This window comes from Escherichia sp. R1 (genome assembly GCF_003000935.1).
Lineage (GTDB): Bacteria > Pseudomonadota > Gammaproteobacteria > Enterobacterales > Enterobacteriaceae > Escherichia > Escherichia coli.
Map to the genome: position 1 here is coordinate 83,773 of NZ_PSRU01000019.1, position 22,617 is coordinate 106,389.

Sequence of the window (22,617 nt, forward strand, 5' to 3'; positions counted from 1 at the left end):
GCTTATTTCCCTTCAATGGCCTCTCTGATGCCGCTGATTTGCAGATTCAGAAAGGTCAGACTGCTTTGATAATCCATACTATTTTGTGAAAACCGCGCCTGTTCGCTGTTCAGTTCCACGGTGTTGCCATCTTCCGACGGCTGCATCGGCACACGGTACTGGACATCCACCGCCGCGTTATTTGCCCGTTGCATCTCCCTGGCAAAATCAATATCTTTAGCCTTGAAATTTGGCGTATCGACGTTCGCCAGATTCGCAGTCAGTAGCTCGGTCCTCTCAAGACGTAACTTCACTGCCTGCGGATGTACTCCCAATGCCTGCTGAAAACTGATCCCCATTTCCTGCGTCACTCCTGCTTCAATCCGCATACGCTAAGCAATCGCCGTGCCATTTTTTAAGTGACTGAAGAGAAAGGGTTTATGAGTTTTCAATTTTGCAGGCGGAAGTTTTATTTCCTCCTGGCGCTGGCCTTACCGGGCTACGCCGCCGTCCATCCCGTGCAGCACAGCGCGCGGGAACAAGTCAACGCCCAGGTACTGAATGCCGCCAGCCAAAAAATTGAATCGCTGGCGCAACAGCGGCGCTGGCATGACTATCGCTACACCTTTAAGGTCTACATTCCCTCGCAGATTGCGACCGCCGCGCCCTGTACTAAAACACCCGGCGTCACGCTGACTTCGCCTGGGGACATCGCCCTCAACCGGATGAACTTCACCGTCAGTTGCCCACAAAGCTGGCAGATGAACGTAGCGGTGCGCCCGGATGTACTGGTGCCAGTAGTAATGGCGAAGTCACTGGTTGCCCGCGATACGCCGCTCACCGCGAATGATGTGGAACTGAGACCCTACAACGTCAGTGCCCAGCGCCGGGAGGTGTTGATGGAACCCAATGACGCGATTGGTTTCAGCAGTAAACACGCGCTGCAACCGGGCAGGCCAATCACCAAAGAAGAACTGATATCTCCGGTGCTGGTCGGGCGCGATCAACCGGTGATGATTGTTTACCAGAGCGCGGGGATCACCGCCTCAATGCCCGGCGTAGCGCTGAAAAATGGTCGCAAAGGGGAAATGGTGAAGGTGCGTAACACCAGCAGCCAGCGGGTCATTAGCGCGATGGTGGCGGAAAGCGGCGTGGTGACAACGGTAAGCGCGGAGTAATTTGCGCTGGCGATTAAAGTTTTGCCGCCTGTTAACCGCTTTACCGGAGTAACCCACCCAAATACCGAGACGAGGTTGCGATGAAAATCACCCCGACTATGCCAGGCAATCACCCGACAGCCACAATGGCAGGCTCCAGTCAGCCGCGCAAAAGCACGGCGACCACCGCCACGACGCTGAGCGCTGACGACATTACCCAGGCCGGATTGCAGTCTGCTCAGCAAACGCTGAACGACCAGCAAGAGAGCGATATCGACAGCGATAAAGTGGCACAAATGCAGGCGATGCTAGCCTCCGGCAGCCTGCAAGTGGACACCGAACAGTTAGCCAGCGACATGCTGAGTTTTTTCCAGAACTAAGAGGCCGATGAAGTGAGTATCCGGTTACAACAGGTGAAGGCGTTGTTGCAGGGAATTCGTGACGACGACGCACTGTACGATTCCCTGCGTGAACTTCTCCAGCGTCAGCGGATCTGCATGATTCGCCGCGCCAGCGAGGATCTGCTGGCGGTAAACGACGAGATAACGCAGCACTATGAGCAGTTGCATGGGCATAGCTATCAGCGGCATAGCCTGCTGAAAATGCTCGGTGTTAGCGTAAATCGTGACGGTCTGGCGCAGGTGTTTGCCTGGCTTCCGGCGGTACAAAAAGCGGCAGCACAACAGTTGTGGCAACGCCTTGAGCAAAAAGCAGAACGCTGCAAAGCCTATAACGATAAAAACGGCGAGCTGTTAATTCGCCAGTATGAATTTATTCAGGCTTTTTTAGGCAGCGAAGCGGATTTTCTCTATCAGGGATAACGACAATTCCTTCCCCCATCGCGGAAACGGATTTTCCGCCTGATTCTCAATCCCTTGTTTTTGATTACAAAAATTCCCGGCACGCTTATTGCATATTCCGCAAAGTAATAAAGACTGGAAGCCACCTATGAGTTTTATTGAATGTTACGAACCGGAATACGTGCGCAATTTTATGACGCAATATCCCGATTCGCATTTGTACGTCCGCAAGGTGTGGAAAAACGAGATTCGCCAGAGCCTGGCATTGACCGATATTGAAAGTTGCAAAGCGGTGCTCAACGATGCCAGGGCCTTTGATTTACAGCTCACCTACCGCCCTGTGGAAGACAATGCCGCCGAGCTATCCGCGCGCGATGCGATAGTAAACCAGGCCATTTTGAGCACCCTTACGCTCCCCGATTTAACCCCGGAGCTTTCCCTGTATGCCGTCGGAATTGTGCTCTCCCGCGCCAGTAAAATGCCGGGCAGAGACGGAGATATTCTTGCCCGCTTGACGACGCTGCCACAGGCGCTGGCCGATCATTCACAAAAAGGCACACTACAGGCACAGTTCGCCCAGCTGCCGCCCGTGCCACAGCTGGCGCGCCAGTTGATGACGCTGCTCGGGAGTTTTACGTTTGACTGGTCGATTCTACCGGAAAGCCCACGCAAGGCCTCGCTGCCGTTGCAGGTTACCTTGCTGACGCTACATGACGCCAACAGCAAAGCCCTGTTACAACAGCAGCTTAAGGTGCAGTGGCAAACCACCTGGCAACAGCATTTTGCCACCGCGCCGTGGATGATGCGTAACTGGCTGATTTACCGCGTTTACCATGAGGTGATTGGACAGACAGACGGCGCAGATTATTGCCCGCTGGTGTGCGATTTTTATCTTATCCGCACGTTAATCAGTTTATGGACGCTGGATGGTTCTCCGCTGCGACAGGAGGATATTTTCGCCCTCTTCGCCATGTTTGAACGCTGGCGAGCCAGTGAAAATGCCGTGCTGATTCGCCAACAAATTCAGGCTGAATGTTCCGCAGATCCCCTGCTTTATGCGTTTTCACTGCTGTCTTGCTAACGCTTTCTGGCCGGTTTTCCCGGCCTTATCGACTTCGTAAACTATCATGCAAACCCTCATCAAAACACTCGCCATCGGGCGCGTAAAACCGTTTGTCAGCGTCGTCACGCCAACCTGGAACCGCGGCACATTCCTGCCGTACCTGCTTTATATGTACCGCTATCAGGATTACCCGGCAGACCGCCGCGAACTCATCATCCTCGACGACTCCCCGCAAAGCCATCAACACATCATCGACCGCCTGACCAATGGCACGCCGGGATCCTTCAACATCCGCTACATCCATCACCCGGAAAAACTGCCGCTGGGCAAAAAACGCAATATGCTCAACGAACTGGCGCGCGGCGAATACATCCTCTGCATGGACGATGACGACTACTACTCGCCAGATAAAATCTCTTACTCCATCGCCATGATGCAAAAACACCGGGCGCTCATCTCCGGTTCCGACCAGATCCCCATCTGGTACAGCCACATCAACCGCATTTTCAAAAGCCGCAGCTTTGGCCCACATAACATCCTCAATGGCACCTTTTGCTATCACCGTAACTACCTGAAAAAGCACCGTTACGACGACGATTGTAATTTAGGCGAGGAGAAAAGTTTCACCAACAATTTCAGCGTTAACCCGCTGCAACTGCCCGGCGAGCGCACGATTCTGTGTATCTCGCACAGCCACAACACCTTTGATAAAGACTTTATCCTCGGGGCCAGCACGCCTGTAAACGCGGCGCTTACGGATATCGTCAGCGATCCGCTGCTACGCAACGCTTATCTGGGTCTGCATAACGCCACTCATTATCAGGCGATCCAGCATCAGGCGATCGATCAGATCGTTCTGCTGAATCTGGATAAACGCCCGGATCGCTTACAGCAGATCCGTGAAGAACTGACATTGCTGCATATTCCGCCTGAGAAGATCACCCGCCTTGCCGCCAGTGAAAATGAAAACGGTCAACGGGGCCGCCAGCAATCACACTTGCAGGCGCTGCATCTGGCGCAACAGCACGGCTGGCAAAACTATCTGCTGCTGGAAGATGACGCGGTTATTCTCAAACAGGAGAAACATATTCAGGTGCTGAACGCGCTGCTGGCGAGCCTGGCGAAAATTCCCTGGCAGGTGATGATCCTCGGCGGCGAAATTTCGCAGGGAACGATGCTAAAAAGTTTGCCTGGGCTGGTGCACGCGCGGGACTGCCGCAAAGTGTGCGCTTATCTGGTGAACAGCCGCTACTACCCGCAGCTGGCGCAGCAGATGAACAACGATGAGCATTCGCTGGAAGACGGCTGGCAGCCGCTGCTGCGCACCGACAAATGGCTGGCCTGTTACCCGAGCCTTTGTTATCAGCGACCGGGCTTTAGTGATATCGAGAAAAAAGCGACTGATAACATTAACCACTACTTCAATAAGTTACCCGTAGCCACCAAGCCATCTACATTACCTATCGCCGATACCATCGGCTTTTTTATGGAAACCTCATTCCACTACGCGCTCTACCGCCCAATCATCACTGCCCTACAGGCGCAAGGACAAAGCTGCACGCTGGTGATCAACGACCGCGTGTTTAAACCGTTTCTGGATGAAATGCTGAATACGTTAAAAAGCATCGACGATCCACAGCTCAAAGGTATGCGCTTATCTGAAATGCAGGCACACGGTCAGCGAGTAAAATGCCTGGTCAGCCCCTATTACACGCCTGCGCTCAGTGGCCTTTCCCCCCTGAACATTCGCGCCATGTACGGCTTAGCCAAAGAAACGTGGAACCACGCCGACTGGAACCGTTTTTATCAGCGCATTTTGTGTTACAGCCACTACAGTCAGCGGGCGCTGGCACATTTCGGCAGCGCAAAAGTGGTCGGCAATCCGCGCTTCGACGCCTGGCATAACGGCACGTTTGACCGCGCTCTGCCGGAAAACATCCAACCCGATTCCCGTAAACCTACGGTGCTCTACGCCCCCACGTTTGGCGCATTAAGCTCCCTGCCCCACTGGGCAGAAAAATTGGGCCGCTTAAGCGGCGATGTGAACCTGATGTGCAAACTGCACCACGGCACCTGCTCGCGCCCGGAAGAAGCCGCATCGCTGGCACTGGCGCGCAGGCATTTAAAACAGCGCACCGACTCTGCCCGCCACACGCTGGCGCTACTGGCAAAGGCCGATTACGTGCTGACCGATAACAGCGGCTTTATTTTCGATGCTATCCACGTTGATAAACGGGTGATCCTGCTCGACTTTCCGGGCATGACAACGTTGCTCGACGGTGAGAAAAGTTATTCCACGCCCGAAAGTGCCGACCAGCAAATTCGCGAAATATTGCCGGTGGCTCATGATGTTGCGGAACTGCGCTACTTATTGTCAGAGGCGTTTGACTGGGGTGCGGTGCATGCGAGGCTTACTGAGATTCGCCATCACTATTGCGATGCGTTTATGGATGGCAAAGCGGGAGAACGAGCGGCGTTGGTGATTGTGGAGGCACTAGGGTAAAACGCGCAAGTGCCTGATGCGCTTCGCTTATCAGGCCTACGCGACCTTGCAATAGTTTAAATTTGTGAGGATTTGCAGGTCGGATAAGGCGCTTACGCCGCATCCGGCACGAACAACGCACTTAACTACCCTCTGATTTCAAACTCATCGCTTTATGACTGGTGAATCGGTAAAAGTCGTAGATTGTGGGGGAGCGATCTTTATGAATTCTGAAAAAACCTGAATCTTGCTAAACATATTGCTTATCATAAATATAGGTTACACACTATAACAATTATTGCGTAATTTAACATTTTGTTAAAATTGATAGAGCATAAACGATAACATGACTTATGATAAAAAAGTAACTTCCGGTACAACAAGCCAGAAACAAAACAACATTGTCACTCAAAAAATATCTCGCCCAAAGGAATTATTTCTATTATTTTGGGTTGATGAGTCCGGTGATAGCCGACGTTCTATTTTTGAAGAAGCATGTCTGACGCGTTATTTCAACATCCTTTACTCCCCCGAGTATAAAAAAGAAACACAGATAGTTTACCATTTATCAATTAACACATTTAATCAAATCAAAGAAATATTAGAAATCTTTATAAACAAGAATGGAGGTATAACCAAAGCAAAAGTTAAAGAAGTCAGTTTATTCTCACATGGGGGGCCAATTCATGGTCCTACAACCTCAGACTCTGTAAATACACCTTCCGTGCCTAAATACCCACAACAAATGGACATAATCGGAGGATGGGATTCAATTGATTTTAACTGGTCAAATAACGCTATGTTTGTTATGTATGGTTGTCGCACTAGTTATGCAAGTGATGATTCAGGACAAGGTTTTGCCAGTAAATTATCCCTATTAGATAATTTTAAGGACGTTAATGTCTGGGGACAAACAGAAAGTACTTATCCATCTTATTTCCCAGATATTAGGACAACTTCGATAATGAGGTCAATAAATATAGGTTGGTCTTTTTCACCAACATACATGGTTGCCAGTTCTGAAGGTCAAGGATGGGATGCCTTATTTCCGGATGATAAAAATCCACTAAAGTCTCTCCCTATGCAGTGTTATAATAATGGGAAATTGATTTTAACCTGCGATCAAAGCAGTTTTAATGATCACCGGAAGAATAAATCAAATGATTAGTATTATATTGAGAAGCTTGATTCTATTATTCATGATAATAGTGTATCCAGATTATAATAAAAACCTACCTGCCTTTGAAGTATATGGGGAAAATGACATACTTAAGGATATGGTTATTAATATGAAAACTTATAGTAACCATAGTAAGAAAAACTCTTCCCCAACAACTATAGTGCAAACCATCCTTTTTAAAGGGAATATACAGCAAGTTTTTGAAAGCAACGATATGGGTGCAGCGAGCTTCTTTTTTTCTTATAATAACAAGGTTGAAACGCTGGTAACAGACGCTTTCTTTTTGAATAGAAAATTAGACAAACTGCATGATGCAAATATTTTTGAAGTTATAAAGCATGGGGAAAATATCGTTATTAGATATTACAAATGCAAAATTGAATATATGAAAAAAGAAAAATCTATCGAAATAGAGATATCAACAAACAAAAACAGTTATTTTAGCAAAAATGGAATAAAACAAAAAGACACAAATAAATATAACACATATTTCTTCAATTACTTTGAGGCTCAAAAATAAATTTTATTTTGTCATGCTTTCCCCCTAATCACCTCAATGATCCCCGTCGTCGATACCGACGGCGTACGGGGAAAATAGACCACCTCACAGATACACGAGAAATCGTCAAACTTCCCTGCCCAGTCATCACCCATCACCAAAATATCCGCACTGTACCCCCACAGATATTCCGCTTTCTGCGCCAGCGACTCCTCCAGAAATACGCCATCCACGCACGCCAGCCCGGCGATGATCGACATGCGGTCATCCTGATGGTAAACCGGTGCTCTGCCCTTTTTGGCGATATTTAAGGCGTCGGACGATACGCCGACCAGCAGCCGTTCGCCCAGCGTGCGGGCGCGTTGTAAAAGGCGCAGATGACCGACATGAAACACATCGAAGGTGCCGAAGGTGATGACCGTTTTCATGGCTACTCCGCTAATTTGTGCCGTAGCCAGCACTGAACGGCGATATCATCCACCGCTTTTTGCGCTTTCGCCGTGGCACTTTCATGCTGCTCGCGGCGTTTGTCATCCAGCGTCAGGGCCACCACTTTCTCTTCGCACGCCGCCGCCGTCAGGTTTTTCTGCATTCGCGTAGCCTTGATGTTAGCCAGCGTTTTTTCCTGCTCCTGCCAGGCGATCACCTTGCGTAAGGTGCCTTTGTAGCCGCTGACGTTTTTCAGCGATTCCACCGACGCCGCCGCGTCCGCAGACGTTTTCTCCACCAGGTAGCCTAACGCTTTGATATTGTTGTCATAGCCCGCGCAGATCTGTTTTTGCTTTGCCAGTTCGACGGTTTTGTCTTTGACCGATTTATCCCGCAGGCGCTGCAACTGCGCCAGAGTGTCGATGATTTGTCGCATGGTTATTGCCCTTCTGCCTTTTTGCCGTTGGGAAAGAGGATTTGCAGGCGGCTTTGCACCAGTTCGAGGGAAGCGGGTTCGTGCATCTCCTGGCGCAAAAATCGCTCGATAGCCGGGAACATTTTCACCGCTTTGTCGACGCTGGCGTCGGCACCTGCCACGTAGCCCCCGAGCGGGATCAGCGGTTTGATCTCCATATAGGCGGCGTAGTGTTGTTTCATCGCACGGGCGGATTGCTGATGTTCCGGACTGGTGACCTGGTTCATGCAGCGGCTGATCGACTGGCCGATATCAATGGCCGGATAGTGCCCCGCTTCCGCCAGTTTGCGGGTTAATACGATATGTCCGTCCAGCACTGCGCGGGCGCAGTCGACTATTGGATCTTGCTGGTCGTCGCCTTCCGCCAGCACGGTGTAGATGGCGGTCATCGATCCTGAGCTTTCGCTGTTGCCTGCGCTCTCGACCAGTTTGGGGATCATGCCGAATGCCGACGGCGGATAGCCTTTGGTGGCGGGCGGTTCACCGAGTGAGAGGGCGATTTCCCGCTGCGCCATCGCGTAGCGGGTCAGGGAATCCACCAGCAGTAAAACGTGATGCCCGCGGTCGCGAAACCAGGCGGCGATGGAGTGGCACAGTTCGGTGGCTTTCAGGCGCATCAGCGGCGATTCATCGGCAGGCGCGACAACAACGATAGACTTTGCCAGCCCGTCCGCGCCCAGCGAATGGTCAATAAACTCTTTCACTTCGCGCCCGCGTTCGCCAATCAACCCGACCACCACAATGTCGGCTTTGGTCTGGCGGGTGATCATCCCCAGCAGCACGCTTTTCCCGACGCCGCTGCCCGCCATCAGCCCGACACGCTGGCCTTTGCCGATGGTCAGCAGGCCGTTAATCGCTTTCACGCCCACGTCCAGCGGTTCGTCCACTGAACGGCGGGTTAAGGGATTGACCGAGGGTGGCAGCGGCGGCAGAAGGTCGTTGCCGTTCAGGCGGCCTTTGCCATCCAGCGGTTCGCCGAGACCGTTAACCACGCGGCCTAACCAGCTTTCGCCAATCAGGATGTCGTGGGCTTTTTCTTCCGGGAAGACGCGTGCGCCTGCCATCAGGCCGACCGGCTGTTTAAACGGCATTAAGTAGGTGATGTCGCGATTAAAGCCCACGGCCTGCGCGTCGATCAGCGTGTGATTGGCGCTTTCGATGCGGCACAGTTGCCCGGTCATTAGCGGGCAGCCGACGCTCTCCAGCAGAATGCCGTTCAGGCGCACCAGCCGCCCGGCGACGCGGGCCAGCGGGATCGACTCCAGCGAGCGCAGGGCGTTATCGAAAGCAGAAAAATCACTCACCCTGCGACTCCGGCGTTAGCGTCTCTTGCAGCGCGGTCATGCACTGTTCAAGGCGATGCTCACAGCCGATATCCAGTTCAGATTTGTCGGTAATCACTCGGCATTCGCCTGGCGGCAGATCCGGCGAAGGCGTCAGCCCCCATTCGCTGACTTTTTCCGGCACCGCGTCGCGCAGGCGGTTAAACTCTTCTGTACTCAGCATCACTTGCAGGGTCTCCGGCATCGCCGGGAAGGCCGCCAGCGCCTCTTCCACCAGCGCCAGTAACTGCGTCGGTTGCAGCGCCAGTTCGCAGCGGATCACCTGACGGGTGACTTTCTCCACCAGTTGCAGCAAATCTTCCCGCTGTTTACGTTCAATATGCGCGAGGAAGTCGTTCACTTTACCGGTGATGGCTTCCAGCGGCTGCGCCGCCTCAACAAACTGTTTGCATCCTTCCTGCTGCCCGGCGAGGCTGCCTTCGGTGTAGCCCTGACGTCGCCCCTCGGCAAAACCTTGTTGATGACCTTCGCTAAAGCCCTGCTCCTGACCTTCGGTCATTCCCTGAGCAAACCCTTTTTGCAGCCCTTCCTGAAAACCGTCCATCAACTGACGCTGGTAATCGGCGGCGCTGATACTGGCAGTAAGCGGTTCTCCGGTCACCGCACGCTGGCGCGGCGGGAAGCGGTGCAGGCGATAGCGCCCGCGCAGTGTTTCAATGGTCATGAATTACTCCGCCGTCCGTTCCGCAAAGAGCTGTAGCTGAATTTCGCCCGCTTCTTCCAGCTCACGGGCGATGCCCATGATTTCGCGGCGGATCTGTTCGATACGGCTGACCGGCACCGGACCCAGACGCGCGGTGATCGCTTCCAGTTGCTGCGCCTGACGTTTTGGCATTACCGCGTAAATCGAGCGGCGCAGCAGGGCTTCGGTGCCTTTCAGCGCCACCGCCCAGTCTTCCATCGGCACTTCGTCAAGCAGACGCCGACGCACTTCTTCGTTCTGGCGGCTGAGGATAAAGAAGTCGTACATCTCATCCTGGATCTGCCCCAACACCTCTTCGTCACGTTCGCGCATCTGGTCGAGGATCACCTGCTGATTGCCCTGGAAGCGGTTGACGATATCCGCCGCCTGTTTGATGCCCTTCACCTTCGAGCCGTGCTCCGAAAGCACCGACAGGCCACGTTCAATCAGGCGGTCCAGCTCATCCACCACGTCGCGGTTGACGTCGTTGAGTTTCGCCACCCGGTAGAGAATTTCGTTTTGCACCGATTCGTTGAGATAAGAGAGCACCGCTGCCGAGATTTCCGGCGTCAGAAACGCGAGGAACACCGCCTGCAATTGCAGATGTTCTTCGGAAATCAGCATCGCCAACTGGCGTGGTTCCACCCATTGCAGGCGCGCCATCCGCGAGCGGATCTCATCGCCATAGATGCCGTTGATCACGCTACTGGCGATCTCGGTGCCCAGCGCTTTGTTAAGAATGCCCTGCAACATGGAGCGTGATGCGCCGTTGATCCCGCTCTGTTCGCGGAACTCATCAAAGAAGTTATTGATCACCTTGCGCGCCATGCTGGTTTTGACGCCGGAAAGCCGCGCCATGTTTTCGCTCAGGCGCACCACTTCTTCGCGGCTGAGTTTTTGCATCACCGTCGCCGCCGCCTCTTCGCCCAGACACAGCAACAGGATCGCCGCCTGTTCCAGGTAGCTGTTGCTCTTATTTGTTGTCAATTCGCTCATTGCTGGTGATCCATTGTCTGAGAACTTCGGCTACGCGATCGGTGTCGCTCATGGCCAGTTTTTGCAGGAACTCGAGTTTCACTTCGAGGCCAGAACTTTGTGACGGCAGGCTGTCATCGCCGGGTAGCGACGGCAGGTCGACGTTTTTTGCGCTCCTCTTCCGGCATGGCAATCCACGGTTCACTGACGGCTTCCGGTTCTGGTGTGATAACCGGCGCACGTACCGCCGTCAGCCGTTTCATCAACGGACGCACCACGAAAAACAGCAGCAACAGCGCCAGCAGGCCGCAGCCAATCAGCCGCACCCAGGCCAGTACGCTGTCATCTTTCCACAGTGGAATAACCGGTTCGACAGGCACCGCCTGCGGTACAAAGTTGAGTAACGATAAGGAGAGATTGTCACCACGCTGGGCGTCGATCCCGGCGGCATTGTTCAGCAACGCGGTCAGTTGCGTGGTTTGCTCCGGCTTCCAGTTTTTCAGCGCCGGAGCGTTTTGATTGAGTACCACCGCCACGTTGAGGCGTTTCACCGCGAAGCCGGGATGCTGAATATGCTGGACGCTGCGGTCGTAAGAGTAGTCGCGCTTACTTTCGCTGTGTTTGGAAAGCGCTTCCGGCGAGCGGTTTTCTTCCGTACCGTTGCTCATCTGATTCGCTGCAATCGGCGGACGGTTACTGAGCGAACCAGGCACGCCCATCGCCACCTGATTGGTGTCGCTGTCCAGCACGCTCTCTTCGCGGTTGATTTTCGGCGCGTCACCGTAGTGTTCCTGGGTTTCGTCGATGGTGCTGAGGTCGAGATCCGGCATCACACTGACGCGGTAATTCCCCGTGCCAACCAGCGAATCCAGCACGTTCGCCACGCTGGCACGGGTTTTGTCCTGAATATCTTTGAGGATCTGATCGCGTTTACGGGTCGCGGCAGAAACCGCCTCGCCTGCGCCAATGCCGTCGGTCAGCAGATTTCCCGCCTGATCGACCACGCTAACTTTGCTGGCCTGTAGCCCCGGAATACTGCCGGACACCAGATGCACAATGGCGGTCACCTGGTCCATATTCAGCTTCGCGCCGTAATGCAAGCGCACCACCACCGAGGCGCTGTTTTGCGGCTCATCGCTGACCACAAACGAGCTTTCTTCGTTGAGCGCCAGATGCACCCGCGCGCTTTCCACCGCGTCCAGCGACATGATGCTCTGCGCCAGCTCCCCTTCGAGACTGCGTTTATAGCGCACGTTCTGCACGAACTGACTGCTGCCGAGCACTTCGTCTTTGTCCATCAGCTCGTAGCCGCTGGGCAATATCGCCTGCACGCCTTTCGCGGCAAGGGTCATTCGCGTTTTCGACAGTGCATCTTCCGGCACCAGAATCTGCCCGCTCTGCGGGTCGATGCGGTAGGTGAGCTTTTCGCCGTCCAGCACCGTGACAATCTGCGACACGGGCAGATTTTCCTGGCGTCCGTAGAGCGAAACGTAGCCGCGATTACCGGTCCACAGCACGCTGACGATAATCGCCGTCGCCGCCACGGCAAGCCCCACTCCCGCCATCAACGCCCAGCGTTTGTTATCTGCAAGACGCAGTCGAAACGCCGGAAACGCCTGGGTTAACTTCTTTATTTGTGCATTCATAGGGTTAGATCGACATACTCATCAGGTCGTTAAACCCGGTGGCGATTTTATTGCGCACCTGCACCAGCGCGGAGAAAGAGAGCGACGCCTGCTGGCTGGCGATCATCGCACCTGCCAGGTCATCACTTTTGCCCGTGTCGACAGCCGTTTGCTGCTGCTCCGCCACCTGCTGGAACTGATCAACGTGACCAAGCACGCCGTACATAATGCGGTTAAACGACACGTCCGGGTCTGTGGAACTGAAGGTCATGGCGGGTAGCACCGGCGCCTGGGCGTTGGCCTGCATCCGCTGCACGTCCTGCATGATTTGCGCCTGCATGGTGCTGTTGATTGTGGTAATGCTCATTTTTAACTTCCGGGTCAGGAGAAAACTTCGATACCTTGCTTGCGCATGGAGGCCAGCCGATAGCGCAGTGCGCGCGGGGTAATGCCTAACAGGTCGGCAATTTTGCTGCGGTTGCCCTGATATTTACGCATCAGGTCGGCGATATATTGATACTGGGCGCTACGTCCGGCCTGGCCTAAATCGCTGGTTTCCGCAACAGATACGGAGGGCTGAACAGGCCATTGCAGTTCACTGTGATCGGCAACGTCTATTTCCGGCAGGCCTAAGGCATCCGGGAAAATCACGCCGTCGCGGTTTAAGATCATTCCTCGCTGAATGGCGTTTTCCAGTTGGCGAACATTTCCGGGCCAGCGGTAATTAAGTAGCGCCCGGCGGGTAGATTCTGAAAGGGTGATATTTTTCACCAGCACCGTGGCATATTTTTTAATAAACGACTCTGCCAGCGGAATAATATCGTTCAGACGTTCACGCAGTGGCGGCATGGTTATAGGAATAACCGCCAGACGATAATAAAGATCTTCACGAAAACGTCCAGCAGTCACATCCTGTTCCAGATTTTTATTGGTGCAGGCAATCAGGCGAAAATTGAGTTTGATTTGTCGGTTGCTGCCTAATCGCTCAACCTGCTGTTCCTGCAATACGCGTAATATTTTGGCCTGTAATGCCAGCGGCATATCGCCAATTTCATCGAGCAATAAGGTGCCGTTATTAGCCAGTTCCATTTTTCCCGGCACGCTGGCAATTGCGCCGGTAAATGCACCTTTGTCGTAGCCAAATAAGGTCGATTCCAGCATATTTTCCGGGATCGCCGCACAGTTCACGCCGATATAGGGCGCGTTATCATTTTCACCAAAGGCTACGGTGTGAATATATTTCGCCACGCACTCTTTCCCCGCGCCGGTTTCGCCCTGAATGAGCACCGGTACGTTAAAGGCGGCGACACGCTTTGCCAGAGTAAAAGCGTTAATGCTGGAAGCGGCAGTTGCAATAAGTTCAGACATAGGGTGAACGATATAAGTAGCGACAATAATCAGGATGTTCTGAAGCGTATCACCGGTGGGATTAACAAGTTCGAATTAAACGATAATAAAAATATTATTTGTTTATAAACAACTAGTTAGCAATGTATACCGGATAAGGCGTTTACGCCGCATCCGGCAATTGCGTGCCGATGCCTGATGCGACGCTGCGCGTCTTATCAGGCCTACAGTTTGTGCAATGTTTTATGACGATGCCCGATATCTCGCCCGTTAATAATTTAATTATTTTTTCACCCTATTAATAATTTGCCCCTTTCACTCCTCCTCTATTTAATACCTCACCTTGTGTCACCGCCGGATTTGCGTGCACAAAATCGCCCATACCATTACAGCAGAGAAAGTAAGCCATGCTGAAGTACAGTAAAACGCCAGGCATCTTTAAATTAGAAGGTAATCGGCTCGGACGCCCCTACCATCGCCTGCCGACCCTGTTTACGGGGAATTTTGACGTGATTGATTCGCATCTTGGCAGCTACTTTCTCAAAAAGCATCGCAGCAATATCACCCTAAAAAAGATTGGCTGCGAAATGGATATTATTAATAAAAACGCTGAACTGATGGTTTCCCAGGTCGGGCATCTGGCGTTTGATATTGATCGCTCCTTATTGTTAATGCTGCTGGGCAATTTTTATGGTCTGGAGTCGTCTCTCGAAGAGGCTAAAGCCCATAACGGGTTGCCGACCAAAACCGAAACACGATTAAAGAACCGTCTGGCGCTGGATATCTGCACGCTGATATTTAATCTGCAAACCTCCGGTATTGCGCTGAAATTAAAACTGGACAGCAGCACGGTAATTACCCACTGGGCGTATCAATTAACCTTTACCCTTGCGGGCGATGAGGAGAGCAGTTTTCGTATTTTGCTCGACGACGCCCACACCGATTTTATTTTGAATCTGATCCGCCACAGCGAGCACAGTAAACCGCAGCAGGTGGCGAAATCCGTTAATAAACCGGCCCTGATTAAAGAAATCATCCGCTCTATGCCGCTGACCCTGAACGTCAAAATCGCCGAGCTGTCGCTGAATGTCGCGGATCTGGCGCAGATAAAAGCGGGGGATATTTTACCCATCTCGCTGGGAGAAACGTTCCCGGTGGCGATTGGGCAATCTGAATTATTTAGCGCCCTGATTGTGGAAGACAAAGACAAACTGTTTTTGTCGGAGCTGGCGGGAAAAAATGAGAACAACCATGAGTAAGCAAGAAGATATTTTAGCCGGGGATTTTGGCCTCACCGATGAAGTTGCGCCTGTCGCCAAATCCGCCGACGCCGAAACGCTGGTCACCCGCCTGGAAGACCGATTTTCCGACTCGATGACGCTACTGAAACGCATTCCGGTGACCTTAACGCTGGAAGTGTCGTCGGTGGAAATCATGTTAGCCGACCTGCTTAACATCGACGACGACACGGTGATTGAACTGGATAAACTCGCCGGGGAGCCGCTGGATATTAAAGTGAACAATATCCTGCTGGGCAAAGCGGAAGTGGTGGTGGTCAACGAGAAGTACGGCCTGCGCGTGCTGGAATTTAACACCCGCGATATCAACGACCTGGCACCATGAAACGCCGTACTCAACTGACGCTGGGCCTGGCGCTGCTGGCGCTCGCCCCGCTGGCGCTGGCCCAGGGTGGCGATATTGCGCTGCTTAACGTGGTGACCCACGGCAACACTCAGGAGTACAGCGTCAAAATTCAGGTACTGATTCTGATGACCCTCGTCGGTTTGCTGCCGACGATGGTGCTGATGATGACCTGCTTTACGCGCTTTATTATCGTGCTGTCGCTGCTGCGCCAGGCGCTGGGGCTGCAACAAACGCCGCCGAACCGCATTCTGATAGGTATTGCGCTCTCACTCACCCTGCTGGTAATGCGCCCCATCTGGCTCAATATTTACGACCACGCGGTAGTGCCGTTTGAAAACGATCAGATTACCCTGACCGATGCGTTAAGCACCGCCGCGACGCCGCTGAAACGCTTTATGCTGGCGCAGACCGACAAAAAAGCGATGGCGCAAATCATGACCATCGGCGGCGCGAAGGGCAATGCCGCCGACCAGGATCTCTCCATCGTGGTGCCCGCCTATGTACTGAGCGAGCTGAAAACCGCCTTCCAGATTGGCTTTATGATTTACATCCCGTTTCTGGTTATCGACCTGATTGTCGCCAGCGTATTGATGGCGATGGGGATGATGATGCTGTCGCCGCTGATTGTTTCGCTACCCTTTAAACTGATGCTGTTTGTGCTGATTGACGGCTGGTCGCTGACCATCGGCACGCTCACCACCAGCATTCGCGGGCTGGGGCTGGGCTGATTATGTTGACCGTAGACGTAGCCGCCGACATTGTCGCCAGCGGTATTAAAGTAGTGATTTTGCTGGTTTCGGTACTGGTGGTGCCAAGCCTGCTGGTCGGCCTGCTGGTGAGCGTGTTCCAGGCGGTGACGCAGATTAATGAACAGACCCTGAGCTTTTTGCCAAGGCTGATTGTCACGCTGGTGGTGCTGGGCGTGTGCGGAAAATGGATGATTGTCCAGTTGCATGACCTGTGCATTCACCTGTTTACCCAGGCCGCCCTGCTGGTTCATTAAGATGCGCACAAGCGACGTTACGCAACTGATGGATCTGGCGCTGGGGCTGTGGTTTCCCTTCGTGCGCATTATGGCGTTTCTGCGCTATATGCCGGTGCTGGATAACAGCGCCCTGACCGCGCGCGTGCGGATTATTTTGTCGCTGGCGCTGGCGATCATCATCACGCCGTTGATCCCCCATCCCATTCCCCACGACCTGCTTTCGCTCAATAGCCTGATCCTGACGGTAGAGCAAATTTTATGGGGCATGTTATTCGGGCTGATGTTTCAGTTTCTGTTTCTGGCGCTACAACTGGCCGGGCAAATTCTCTCGTTCAATATGGGGATGAGCATGGCGGTGATGAACGACCCGAGCAGCGGCGCATCGACCACCGTGCTGGCGGAGCTAATTAACGTCTACGCGATCCTGCTGTTTTTTGCCATGGACGGGCATCTGCTGCTGGTAAGCGTGCTGTATAAGGGTTTCACCTACTGGCCGATCGGCAACGCGCTGCATCCGCAAACCCTGCGTACCATCGCACTGGCCTTTAGCTGGGTGCTGGCGTCGGCATCGCTGCTGGCGCTGCCGACCACTTTTATCATGCTGATTGTGCAGGGCTGCTTTGGCTTGCTCAACCGTATTGCGCCGCCGTTGAACCTTTTTTCTCTTGGCTTTCCCATCAACATGCTGGCGGGGCTGGTCTGCTTCGCCACCCTGCTCTACAACCTGCCAGATCACTATCTGCATCTGGCGAATTTTGTGTTGCAGCAACTCGACGCGCTGAAAGGTCACTATGGCGGATAGCAGCAGCGAAGAAAAAACAGAGAAACCCTCGGCGCAAAAGCTGCGTAAAGCGCGTGAAGAGGGGCAGCTACCGCGCTCGAAGGATATGGGGCTGGCAGCGAGCCTGTTTGCGGCGTTTGTGGTGATCTCCAGCAGTTTCCCGTGGTATGCCGATTTTGTGCGCGAGAGTTTTATCAGCGTGCATCAGTACGCGCAGCAGATTAATAACCCGCAGGTGATCGGCCAGTTTCTGCGCCATCACCTGTTAATTCTCGGCAAGTTTATCCTTACGTTGCTGCCGATGCCCGCCGCCGCACTGCTCTCCTCACTGGTGCCCGGCGGCTGGCTGTTTTTGCCGAAAAAAATCCTCCCGGATTTCAGCAAAATCAGCCCGTTAAAAGGCATTGGGCGACTGTTTTCCAACGAACATCTGGCGGAAACGGGGAAGATGACAGTGAAGTCGGTGGTGGTGCTGGTAATGCTGTGGGTAAGCCTGCGCAATAACTTTGCCGCCTTTCTCGGCCTGCAGGCGCTGCCGTTCAAACTGGCGATGAATGAGGGGTTATCGCTCTACGCCAGCGTGATGCGCAACTTTGTCATCCTGTTTATCTTCTTTGCGCTTCTCGACGTGCCGCTGGCGAAAGCCCTGTTCACCAAAGGGCTGAAGATGACCAAACAGGAGCTGAAAGAAGAGTACAAAAATCAGGAAGGCAAGCCGGAAGTGAAGGCGCGCGTGCGGCGGCTGCAACGGCAACTGGCGATGGGGCAAATTCGCAAAGTGGTGCCGAAAGCCAACGTGGTGATCACCAACCCGACCCACTACGCCGTGGCGTTACAGTATGACTCATCACGTGCCGCCGCGCCGTTTGTGGTGGCGAAAGGCACCGATGAAATCGCCCTCTATATCCGCCAGGTCGCCACTGAAAATCAGGTGGAAGTGGTCGAGTTCCCGCGACTGGCGCGCTCGGTTTACTACACCACGCAGGTGAACCAGCAAATTCCGTTTCAGCTTTACCGGGCCATCGCCCACGTTCTGACCTACGTCCTGCAAATGAAACACTGGCGCGAGGGCGCACAGCCGCGCCCGGCCCTGAACAGACATATTTCCATTCCCAAAGAGGTACTTAAACTGGATGGCGAAAACAACTAAATCGTTCCTCGCGCCGCTGCGCGGCGGCAATCTCGGCGTGCCGTTGGTGATCCTGTGTATTCTGGCGATGGTTATTCTGCCGCTGCCGCCTGCGCTGCTGGATATTCTGTTCACCTTCAACATTGTGCTGGCGGTGATGGTGCTGCTGGTGGCGGTGTCAGCGAAAAGGCCGCTGGAATTCAGCCTGTTCCCGACCATTTTGCTTATCACCACCTTAATGCGCCTGACGCTCAACGTCGCCTCCACGCGCGTGGTGCTGCTACATGGCCATCTCGGCGTGGGCGCGGCGGGTAAGGTGATTGAGTCGTTTGGTCAGGTGGTGATTGGCGGCAACTTTGTCGTCGGTTTCGTGGTGTTTATCATCCTGATGATCATCAACTTTATTGTCGTCACCAAAGGGGCCGAGCGTATCTCCGAGGTTTCTGCCCGCTTTACCCTGGACGCGATGCCCGGTAAACAGATGGCGATTGACGCCGATCTTAACGCCGGATTGATCAACCAGGCGCAGGCACAAACCCGGCGTAAAGATGTTGCCAGCGAGGCCGATTTCTACGGCGCAATGGACGGGGCATCGAAGTTTGTGCGCGGGGACGCCATCGCCGGGATGATGATTCTGGCGATCAACCTGATCGGCGGCGTCTGTATCGGCATCTTCAAATACAACCTGAGCGCCGACGCCGCCTTCCAGCAATATGTGCTGATGACTATCGGCGATGGGCTGGTGGCGCAAATCCCTTCCCTGCTGCTCTCCACCGCGGCGGCGATTATCGTCACCCGCGTCAGCGATAACGGTGATATCGCCCATGACGTGCGTAATCAGTTGCTGGCAAGCCCGTCGGTTCTCTACACCGCCACCGGGATCATGTTTGTGCTGGCGGTGGTGCCGGGGATGCCGCACCTGCCGTTTTTGCTGTTCACCGCCCTGCTTGGTTTTACCGGCTGGCGGATGAGCAAGCGCCCACAGGCAGCGGAGGCGGAAGAGAAAAGCCTCGAAACGCTAACCCGTACGATGACAGAAACCAGCGAGCAACAGGTCAGTTGGGAAACTATTCCGCTGATCGAACCTATCAGTTTAAGCCTCGGCTACAAACTGGTGGCGCTGGTGGATAAAGCGCAGGGCAACCCGCTCACCCAGCGTATTCGCGGCGTACGGCAGGTGATTTCCGACGGCAACGGCGTGCTGCTGCCGGAGATCCGCATTCGGGAAAATTTCCGCCTCAAGCCCAGCCAGTACGCCATTTTCATCAACGGCATTAAGGCTGATGAAGCGGATATTCCGGCAGATAAACTGATGGCCCTGCCCTCCAGCGAAACCTACGGCGAGATTGACGGCGTACTGGGGAATGACCCGGCGTACGGGATGCCGGTCACCTGGATTCAGCCCGCGCAGAAAGCGAAGGCGCTGAATATGGGGTATCAGGTGATCGACAGCGCCAGCGTAATTGCCACCCATGTGAATAAGATTGTGCGCAGCTATATTCCTGATTTGTTTAACTATGACGATATTACTCAGCTGCATAACCGTTTGTCGTCGATGGCACCGCGACTGGCGGAAGATTTGAGCGCAGCGCTCAATTACAGCCAGTTGCTGAAAGTGTACCGGGCGCTACTAACTGAAGGCGTTTCCCTGCGCGATATCGTCACCATCGCCACCGTGTTGGTCGCCAGTAGTGCGGTGACTAAAGATCATATTCTGCTGGCGGCCGATGTGCGCCTGGCGCTGCGGCGCAGCATAACCCATCCGTTCGTTCGCAAGCAGGAGCTGACGGTGTATACGCTGAATAATGAGCTGGAAAATCTGCTGACCAACGTGGTGAATCAGGCGCAGCAGGGCGGGAAAGTGATGCTTGATAGCGTGCCAGTGGATCCGAATATGCTCAACCAGTTCCAGAGCACGATGCCTCAGGTGAAGGAGCAGATGAAAGCGGCGGGGAAAGATCCGGTGCTGCTGGTGCCGCCGCAGCTGCGCCCCTTGCTGGCGCGCTACGCAAGGTTGTTTGCGCCGGGGCTGCATGTGCTGTCGTATAACGAAGTGCCGGATGAGCTGGAGTTGAAGATAATGGGGGCGTTGATGTAGGCATCCGGCATCGGTGCATATTGCCGGATGCGGCGTGAACGCCTTATCCGGCCTACGGGTGAGCACGGTTTTGTCGGCATGATAAGACGCGTAGCGGCGCATCTGGCACCGGTGCACAACTGCCGGATGCGGCGTGAACGCCTTATCCGGCCTACGGGTGAGCGCGGTTTTGTCGGCATGATAAGACGCGTAGCGGCGCATCTGGCACCGATGCACAACCGCCGGATGCGGCGTGAACGCCTTATCCGGCCTACGGATGAGCGCGGTTTTGTCGGCATGATAAGACGCGTAGCGTCGCATCTGGCATCGGCGTACAACTGCCGGATGCGGCGTACATGCCTTATCCGGCCTACGGGTGAGCGCGGTTTTGTAGGCATGATAAGACGCGTCTGCGTCGCATCAGGCATCGGCGCACAGCTATAAAATGATACGCTCCCCAGCACTAAAATCCGTTACGTCTCCCGCCCAATCGATGGGATATAACCCTTTCGCAACATCGCGGTGAAACGTTGAGAATGGCCAATCACTCACTTGTTTTACCCAACCATGTTTTACTGGATTTATATAAATATAATCAACATGATGGCGATAGTCTTTGGTATTGCGGATAGCATGTTCCCAAAAACGTGGTTGCCAGATATTTTTCAATCCACAAGCATGGGTAAATTGCTTTTTAATTTCCCGCCAGCGCGAGGAAAAATCATCATCGCCTTCAGGTAATGTCCATATGCAATGCATATGCTCCGGCAAAACTACCCAAGCGTTAATTTCAAAAGGTCTGTCTCGCTTAACTTTAATAATAACGTTACGGAGCGTCTGAAACTGGGTGGTCAAAAGTTGGTTTCGACGATTCTGTAAATTTACCGTGAAAAACCAGGTTCCCCCCTTGATGTAATAACGACGATATTCAGACATAACGACTCCTTTTTCTCAACGGTAAGAAGAAAAGGAAAAGTCGGCAATGATGTTGTGTTAAATCGGGAAAGCGGCTCGCAAAAAATGCACAGATTTGTAGGCATGATAAGACGCGTAGCGTCGCATCAGACACCGGCGCACAACCGCCGGATGCGGCGTGAACGCCTTATCCGGCCTACAAAATCGTCTCTTCCGTCAAAATCCGCCGCGCGCCTAAAAAGTGATCCTGCCAGAAAGGTTCGGCTAACCGACTTACCCGAATGGTTTCCCCGGTGCGCGGTGACTCGATAAACTGACCGTCTCCAAGATATACGCCCATATGGTCGGCTATCTCACGACTGTGGATATGGAAAAACAGCAAATCTCCCCGGCGCAGGTCGTTATTCGCCACAATCGTTGCCCGACGGTAGTGGTACATCTCATTGGCCGTGCGCGGGAGCTTAGCCTCAAGGATCTTGTTGTAGGCATAAAAAACCAACCCGCTACAGTCGAAGCCTTTATCAGGCCGCGTGCCCCCCCAGATATAAGGCTTACCTAGCTGCTGCTCCAGGCGGTGAATCGCCACTTCGGTGATGTTATGTAGATGGTCGCTGCTTAAGAAATGATTATTCTCCACCAACGCCTGCCAGCGTCTGTCACTCGCCTTGAGCGGCGCAGGAAACCATTCTGGATGCTGTTTTATCTGCTCCCGATTATGCTGGCGCAGCGCCCTTCTGCTTTTGGCATTGCCTTCCACAATATAGCTGGCCTGCTTTTTCAGATGGGTTTGGTACTGTTTTAATAAACGCGCACGGTTTTGCATCCGCTGGCGGGCGGCGTAGCTAAAAGAGATATGTGATGTGGTGGCGCTGGCGAGTAAAGGGAGCAAAACGCATAACGAAAACACGCCTGGATGCAGAAATCTGCCGTGCAAGAACGAAGACATGAAGGACATAAACCAGCTGAATGAAGGTGAGAATTTTAAAAGACCGGAGGAGTAAACGGGATTATTAATTGCTTATTTGCATATTACTATTGCGGTTTCATAAT

Annotated in this window: 25 protein-coding genes and 1 pseudogene; 15 read left to right on the top strand and 11 right to left on the bottom strand. The window is 53.4% G+C overall.

Going from position 1 to position 22,617, the window contains the following annotated elements:
- Window positions 1-2 precede the first annotated feature (2 nt).
- Entirely contained in the window at window positions 3-338 is a 336-nt protein-coding gene (locus C4F37_RS21070; RefSeq protein ID WP_000512950.1) for a flagellar basal body protein, read from the bottom strand.
- Between the two features lie 81 nt (window positions 339-419).
- Here C4F37_RS21070 and flgA point away from each other — a divergent pair, with 81 nt between their 5' ends.
- From flgA to C4F37_RS21105, 7 genes are all read left to right on the top strand, one after another.
- Entirely contained in the window at window positions 420-1,157 is a 738-nt protein-coding gene (flgA, locus tag C4F37_RS21075; protein ID WP_001538319.1) for a flagellar basal body P-ring formation chaperone FlgA, read from the top strand.
- A gap of 80 nt (window positions 1,158-1,237) precedes the next feature.
- Complete coding sequence (gene flgM / locus C4F37_RS21080; protein ID WP_000705392.1) at window positions 1,238-1,516, top strand: flagellar biosynthesis anti-sigma factor FlgM; 279 nt, start codon at window positions 1,238-1,240, stop codon at window positions 1,514-1,516.
- A gap of 12 nt (window positions 1,517-1,528) precedes the next feature.
- On the top strand, window positions 1,529-1,957 hold the full coding sequence (gene flgN / locus C4F37_RS21085) for a flagellar protein FlgN (protein WP_000027803.1): 429 nt from the start codon (window positions 1,529-1,531) through the stop codon (window positions 1,955-1,957).
- Window positions 1,958-2,084: 127 nt separating this feature from the next.
- Complete coding sequence (locus C4F37_RS21090) at window positions 2,085-3,017, top strand: hypothetical protein (RefSeq protein WP_001538318.1); 933 nt, start codon at window positions 2,085-2,087, stop codon at window positions 3,015-3,017.
- 46 nt (window positions 3,018-3,063) lie between these two features.
- Complete coding sequence (locus C4F37_RS21095; RefSeq protein WP_001773846.1) at window positions 3,064-5,502, top strand: glycosyltransferase; 2,439 nt, start codon at window positions 3,064-3,066, stop codon at window positions 5,500-5,502.
- Between the two features lie 325 nt (window positions 5,503-5,827).
- The gene (locus C4F37_RS21100) at window positions 5,828-6,649 is read left to right on the top strand and encodes a hypothetical protein (RefSeq protein WP_000220508.1); all 822 of its coding nucleotides are present in this window, start codon (window positions 5,828-5,830) and stop codon (window positions 6,647-6,649) included.
- On the top strand, window positions 6,642-7,181 hold the full coding sequence (locus tag C4F37_RS21105; protein WP_000623467.1) for a hypothetical protein: 540 nt from the start codon (window positions 6,642-6,644) through the stop codon (window positions 7,179-7,181). Before C4F37_RS21100 ends, C4F37_RS21105 begins: the two co-directional genes overlap by 8 nt.
- A gap of 11 nt (window positions 7,182-7,192) precedes the next feature.
- On the opposite strand, the gene C4F37_RS21110 is transcribed toward C4F37_RS21105, so the two are convergent.
- From C4F37_RS21110 to C4F37_RS21145, 8 genes and pseudogenes are all read right to left on the bottom strand, one after another.
- Window positions 7,193-7,588: an adenylyltransferase/cytidyltransferase family protein gene (locus C4F37_RS21110; protein WP_001538316.1), complete on the bottom strand. Its 396-nt coding sequence runs from the start codon at window positions 7,586-7,588 to the stop codon at window positions 7,193-7,195.
- Window positions 7,589-7,590: 2 nt separating this feature from the next.
- Complete coding sequence (fliJ, locus tag C4F37_RS21115) at window positions 7,591-8,025, bottom strand: flagellar export protein FliJ (RefSeq protein WP_001538315.1); 435 nt, start codon at window positions 8,023-8,025, stop codon at window positions 7,591-7,593.
- A gap of 2 nt (window positions 8,026-8,027) precedes the next feature.
- Window positions 8,028-9,368 carry a flagellar protein export ATPase FliI gene (fliI, locus tag C4F37_RS21120; RefSeq protein WP_001279408.1) on the bottom strand — a complete coding sequence of 447 codons (1,341 nt, stop codon included), beginning with the start codon at window positions 9,366-9,368 and terminating at the stop codon, window positions 8,028-8,030.
- Window positions 9,361-10,071 carry a flagellar assembly protein FliH gene (gene fliH, locus C4F37_RS21125; RefSeq protein WP_000151511.1) on the bottom strand — a complete coding sequence of 237 codons (711 nt, stop codon included), beginning with the start codon at window positions 10,069-10,071 and terminating at the stop codon, window positions 9,361-9,363. Before fliH ends, fliI begins: the two co-directional genes overlap by 8 nt.
- Before the next feature lie 3 nt (window positions 10,072-10,074).
- Window positions 10,075-11,085: a flagellar motor switch protein FliG gene (locus C4F37_RS21130; RefSeq protein ID WP_001293174.1), complete on the bottom strand. Its 1,011-nt coding sequence runs from the start codon at window positions 11,083-11,085 to the stop codon at window positions 10,075-10,077.
- Window positions 11,063-12,710, bottom strand: a pseudogene (fliF, locus tag C4F37_RS21135) (flagellar basal-body MS-ring/collar protein FliF). Before fliF ends, C4F37_RS21130 begins: the two are co-directional and overlap by 23 nt.
- Window positions 12,711-12,714: 4 nt before the next feature.
- A complete protein-coding gene (locus C4F37_RS21140; protein WP_001538312.1) occupies window positions 12,715-13,056 on the bottom strand; it encodes a flagellar hook-basal body complex protein FliE in 342 nt (113 codons plus the stop codon).
- 14 nt (window positions 13,057-13,070) lie between these two features.
- Window positions 13,071-14,057 carry a sigma-54 interaction domain-containing protein gene (locus tag C4F37_RS21145; RefSeq protein ID WP_001538311.1) on the bottom strand — a complete coding sequence of 329 codons (987 nt, stop codon included), beginning with the start codon at window positions 14,055-14,057 and terminating at the stop codon, window positions 13,071-13,073.
- Between the two features lie 386 nt (window positions 14,058-14,443).
- Here C4F37_RS21145 and C4F37_RS21150 point away from each other — a divergent pair, with 386 nt between their 5' ends.
- From C4F37_RS21150 to C4F37_RS27415, 8 genes are all read left to right on the top strand, one after another.
- Window positions 14,444-15,295 carry a FliM/FliN family flagellar motor switch protein gene (locus C4F37_RS21150; RefSeq protein ID WP_001538310.1) on the top strand — a complete coding sequence of 284 codons (852 nt, stop codon included), beginning with the start codon at window positions 14,444-14,446 and terminating at the stop codon, window positions 15,293-15,295.
- Window positions 15,288-15,659: a FliM/FliN family flagellar motor switch protein gene (locus C4F37_RS21155; protein ID WP_000043127.1), complete on the top strand. Its 372-nt coding sequence runs from the start codon at window positions 15,288-15,290 to the stop codon at window positions 15,657-15,659. Before C4F37_RS21150 ends, C4F37_RS21155 begins: the two co-directional genes overlap by 8 nt.
- Entirely contained in the window at window positions 15,656-16,408 is a 753-nt protein-coding gene (gene fliP, locus C4F37_RS21160; protein ID WP_000830267.1) for a flagellar type III secretion system pore protein FliP, read from the top strand. The genes C4F37_RS21155 and fliP overlap by 4 nt, the downstream gene beginning before the upstream one ends.
- A gap of 2 nt (window positions 16,409-16,410) precedes the next feature.
- A complete protein-coding gene (locus C4F37_RS21165; protein ID WP_000958543.1) occupies window positions 16,411-16,683 on the top strand; it encodes a flagellar biosynthetic protein FliQ in 273 nt (90 codons plus the stop codon).
- A 1-nt stretch (window position 16,684) separates the two neighbouring features.
- The gene (fliR, locus tag C4F37_RS21170; protein ID WP_001260496.1) at window positions 16,685-17,467 is read left to right on the top strand and encodes a flagellar biosynthetic protein FliR; all 783 of its coding nucleotides are present in this window, start codon (window positions 16,685-16,687) and stop codon (window positions 17,465-17,467) included.
- Window positions 17,457-18,596, top strand: a complete 1,140-nt coding sequence (flhB, locus tag C4F37_RS21175; RefSeq protein ID WP_001538305.1) for a flagellar type III secretion system protein FlhB — start codon at window positions 17,457-17,459, stop codon at window positions 18,594-18,596. The genes fliR and flhB overlap by 11 nt, the downstream gene beginning before the upstream one ends.
- The gene (gene flhA, locus C4F37_RS21180) at window positions 18,580-20,673 is read left to right on the top strand and encodes a flagellar biosynthesis protein FlhA (protein WP_001538304.1); all 2,094 of its coding nucleotides are present in this window, start codon (window positions 18,580-18,582) and stop codon (window positions 20,671-20,673) included. Before flhB ends, flhA begins: the two co-directional genes overlap by 17 nt.
- A 78-nt stretch (window positions 20,674-20,751) precedes the next feature.
- Window positions 20,752-21,096, top strand: a complete 345-nt coding sequence (locus tag C4F37_RS27415) for a hypothetical protein (protein WP_124072110.1) — start codon at window positions 20,752-20,754, stop codon at window positions 21,094-21,096.
- On the opposite strand, the gene rayT is transcribed toward C4F37_RS27415, so the two are convergent.
- Entirely contained in the window at window positions 21,091-21,588 is a 498-nt protein-coding gene (gene rayT / locus C4F37_RS21185; RefSeq protein WP_000006241.1) for an REP-associated tyrosine transposase RayT, read from the bottom strand. The genes C4F37_RS27415 and rayT overlap by 6 nt on opposite strands.
- A 175-nt stretch (window positions 21,589-21,763) precedes the next feature.
- Window positions 21,764-22,513, bottom strand: coding sequence for a C40 family peptidase (locus C4F37_RS21190; RefSeq protein WP_000093934.1), 750 nt, complete (start codon window positions 22,511-22,513; stop codon window positions 21,764-21,766).
- Window positions 22,514-22,617: the final 104 nt, after the last annotated feature.